The organism is Streptomyces hirsutus (assembly GCF_001418415.1).
GTDB classification, from domain to species: domain Bacteria; phylum Actinomycetota; class Actinomycetes; order Streptomycetales; family Streptomycetaceae; genus Streptomyces; species Streptomyces hirsutus.
In genome coordinates, this window is record NZ_LIQT01000440.1 from 518 (window position 1) to 3,739 (window position 3,222).

General features: G+C 73.2%; 3 protein-coding genes. 1 reads left to right on the forward strand and 2 read right to left on the reverse strand.

The window, feature by feature from the left end; translation table 11 throughout:
- On the forward strand, window positions 1-1,084 hold a 1,084-nt coding region (gene paaN / locus AOK11_RS29610), incomplete at its 5' end, for a phenylacetic acid degradation protein PaaN (protein ID WP_063793950.1).
- Window positions 1,085-1,106: 22 nt separating this feature from the next.
- Here paaN and AOK11_RS29615 read toward each other — a convergent pair.
- Together AOK11_RS29615 and AOK11_RS29620 are read right to left on the reverse strand one after the other, a co-directional pair.
- Window positions 1,107-1,967, reverse strand: a complete 861-nt coding sequence (locus AOK11_RS29615; RefSeq protein ID WP_240497534.1) for a TrmH family RNA methyltransferase — start codon at window positions 1,965-1,967, stop codon at window positions 1,107-1,109.
- Window positions 1,968-1,977: 10 nt separating this feature from the next.
- On the reverse strand, window positions 1,978-3,222 hold a 1,245-nt coding region (locus AOK11_RS29620), incomplete at its 5' end, for an HTTM domain-containing protein (protein ID WP_240497535.1).

Genomic DNA, 3,222 nt, shown 5'->3' on the forward strand with positions numbered 1-3,222 from the left:
CGGCATCGGCCTGGTCGTCGGCTGCAACACCTTCCCCACGTGGAACGGCTATCCGGGCCTGTTCGCCTCCCTCGCCACCGGCAACGCGGTCCTGGTCAAGCCGCACCCCCGGGCGGTGCTGCCGCTCGCGCTCACCGTCCAGGTCGCGCGCCAGGTGCTCGCCGAGGCCGGCTTCGACCCGAACCTGGTGGCGCTGGCCGCCGAGCGGCCCGGCGAGGGCATCGCCAAGGCCCTGGCCACCCGTCCGGAGATCCGGATCGTCGACTACACCGGCTCCACGGAGTTCGGCGACTGGCTGGAGGCCAACGCCCGCCAGGCGCAGGTGTACACGGAGAAGGCCGGCGTCAACACGGTGGTCGTGGAATCGGCCGGCGACTACCAGGGCATGCTCGCCAACCTGGCGTTCTCCCTGTCGCTCTACAGCGGTCAGATGTGCACCACCCCGCAGAACCTGCTGATCCCACGCGACGGCATCACCACCGACCAGGGCCCCAAGTCCTTCGACGAGGTCGTCGCCGACCTGGCGCAGGCGGTCGACGGCCTGCTCGGCGACGACACGCGCGCGGCCGGCCTGCTCGGCGCGCTCGTCAACCCCGGCGTCAAGGACCGTCTGGAGGCCGCCGGCGGCCTCGGCGAGGTCGCCCTCGCCTCCCGCGCGATCGCCCACCCGGAATTCCCGGACGCGGTGGTCCGTACACCGGTGATCGTGAAGCTGGACGGTGCGAAGCCGGACGCCGAGGCCGCCTACATGAGCGAGTGCTTCGGCCCGGTCTCCTTCGCCGTCGCCGTCGACTCCGCCACGGACGCGGCGGAGCTGCTGCGGCGCACCGTCCGTGAGAAGGGCGCGATGACCGTCGGCGCGTACACGACCTCCCCGGAGTTCGAGGAGCAGGTGCGGGAGGTCTGCCTGGAGGAGGCCGCCCAGCTCTCCCTCAACCTCACCGGCGGGGTGTACGTCAACCAGACGGCCGCCTTCTCCGACTTCCACGGCTCCGGCGGCAACCCGGCGGCCAACGCGGCCCTCACCGACGCCGCGTTCGTGGCCAACCGCTTCCGGGTGGTCGAGGTGCGCCAGGAGGCGTAGGACCGGCCGGCGCGGGAGGCGCTCAGGCGGGTGCGCCCCCGGTGGCGCTCCAGTGGTACAGCGTCATGGCCACACTGGTCGCGAGGTTGTAGCTGGAGACCTGGGGGCGCATCGGCAGCGCCACCAGATGGTCGGCCCGCGCGCGCAGCTCGGGCGAGAGCCCGCTGCGCTCCGAGCCGAAGGCGAGCAGCGCGTCGTCCGGCAGTTCCAGCGCGCGGATGTCCTCGCCCTCCGGATCGAGTGCGAACACCGGGCCGGCGGGCAGTTCGTCGACGGACAGCCGTTCCACGGCGGTCGCGAAGTGCAGCCCGGCCCCGCCGCGCACGACCGTGGGATGCCAGGGGTCGAGGGTGCCGGTGGTGACGACCCCGGTCGCCCCGAAACCGGCGGCCAGCCGGATCACGGCGCCCGCGTTGCCCAGGTTGCGCGGCTGGTCGAGGACCACCACGGGCGCGGTGCGCGGGGTGCGCGCCAGCCCGGCCAGGTTGCCCGCGCGGGAGGGCCGTACGGCGAGCGCGGCGACGGCGGTGGGGTGCGGGCGCGGGACAAGCGAGGCGTACGTCGCGTACGGCACCTCGGCCAGCAGCGCCGCCAGCGCCTCCCGGACGTCCGGGGCCAGCTCGTCGGCGAGGGCGAGCGCGGCGGCCCGGTCCGCGGTCACCGCCACCTCGACCTCGGCGCCGAAGCGCACGGCGTGTTTGAGGGCGTGGAAGCCGTCGAGCAGAACCGCACCACCGGTGTGCCGGTGCCAGCGGGTCACCGGGGCGGCGTCGTCCTGGGCGGGAGTCGCCGGGGGCACGGAGTCGCTGTCGGGGGCGGTGTCGCGGTCAGGATCGGTGTCGCGGTCGGGATCGGTGTCGGTGTCGCGGTCGGGGGCGGCCATGACGTGCAGCCTACGGGCGCGTGCCGGGTGCTTTCCCGGGCGCGGGGACGGTCGGCCCCCGACCGGCCGGCTCCTCCCTGTCCACGCGATCCACCTGATCCACCTGATCCACGTGGTCCACCGGCTCTCCCGGGCTCCCGGTCCTGGGTACGGGTACCGGCGCACCGTCCGCGCGCGTGCGCGACGGCGGGATGCGGAGGGTCCGGGTGCGTACCCCCGCACAGGCGCGCCCGAAGGCGTTGCCCAGGCGGCGCAGGAACGACGTCGGCAGGAAGACCGCGTCGGCCGCGATCATCGCCAGGGAGAAGAAGGGGAGTCCCAGGACGACGGCGATCACCGCGTGCTCGGTGATCATGAGCGCCAGGAGCACGTTCTTGACCCGCCGGTTGAACAGGGTGAACGGAAAGGCGACCTGTACGGCGACCGTCCCGTAGGTCACCAGCATCACCAGGGTGCCGCTGGCGGTCAGCAGGTCGCTGAGGGCCGGCCAGGGGGAGAAGTACTCCAGGTGCAGCGGGTAGTGCACCGCGGTGCCGTCCTGCCAGCGGGAGCCCTGGATCTTGTACCAGCCGGCCGTGGCGTAGATCAGACAGGCCTCGGCCATGATCACCAGCAGGGCGCCGTTGTGCACGATGTTGGCGACGACGTCCAGCAGACCGCGCGGCTGCGGGGTCCTCGCGTAGCGCCCCACCAGCCACCACAGCGCCTGCGCCAGCCATACGGCCCACAGCAGCGCCGGGACGAACCGGTCGCCGTCCATCCGGCCGGCCAGGGTCGCCAGGAGCAGCAGGAAGCCCAGCACCCCCCACAGCGCGGGGCCCGTCCGGTCCCGCGGCCGCTCTCCACGCGCCCGCGCCTCGTCCGCGCGCCGGGCACGCCTCGCGTCCAGGGACCACACCTGGCCGCAGCGCGTGAACACGAGGTAGACCGACATCAGGTGCAGGACGTTGTCGCCGCCGTCGCCCATGAAGACGCTGCGGTTCTGCAGCGACAGCACGCCCACCATGAACAGCACCGACATGGTGCGGGTGCGCCAGCCCAGCAGCAGCAGGACGCTCCACACCACCGCGAGCAGGTAGAGGGCCTCGAACCAGCCCTGGCCGTCCGACCACAGCAGCGCGGTGAAGGCGCCGTTGGACCCGACGAGCTGATCGGCGAGGTCCCAGTCCCACGGGCCGTCGGGCCCGTAGAGCTCCTGGCGGTGGGGGAACTCACGCAGCAGGAACAGCAGCCAGGTCGCGCTGAAACCGATCCG

What these genes read in the sequence shown, in the direction of transcription:
- AOK11_RS29615 (WP_240497534.1), bottom strand. Translation starts at nt 1,967, where the DNA reads ATGGCCGCCCCCGACCGCGACACCGACACCGATCCCGACCGCGACACC.